Raw genomic sequence first — 540 nt, forward strand, 5'->3', positions numbered from 1 at the left:
GCGTCAGCAGGGCAACGGCGAGAATCGTGGTGCAGCGCTTCTTTGCAGACAGCATGGAGGTTCCTGAGGCGGAGTCGCCGGTGAGGTGATGGCTGACGGTGTGTCCTGCGGTGTCGCATCCAGCGGGCCTGGGATGCATCGCGCGGCTGCAAGGTTTAAGCCCGCATCGAACACCGGCATGGCGACGCGCGGCTGGCAGGAACCCGCAGAGCGCACCTGGATCTGTGCGCAAACCGCACAGCTGCTGTTCGGAAAGACGCCTGGGCATTCGCCCGCGGATCTTCATCATGGCGCCTCCACCACAACGAGGCTTCCCGGATGCGAATTTCCTCTCTGATCGGATTTGCGACGCTCGGCATCGCCGGGCTCGGCGGCATCGACGCGCAGGCGTCGAAACCGGCCCCCCACCCCACCATCCGCGCCATGGCCGGGGCCACGCCGGTGTCGGCACTGCAGGCCGGCAAGACCGCCCTGCTCGTCATCGATTTCCAGAACGAGTACTTCCCCGGCGGACGCATGCCGATCGCCGATGCCGATTCG

Origin of the sequence: Lysobacter antibioticus (assembly GCF_001442535.1) — a bacterium.
GTDB lineage: Bacteria > Pseudomonadota > Gammaproteobacteria > Xanthomonadales > Xanthomonadaceae > Lysobacter > Lysobacter antibioticus.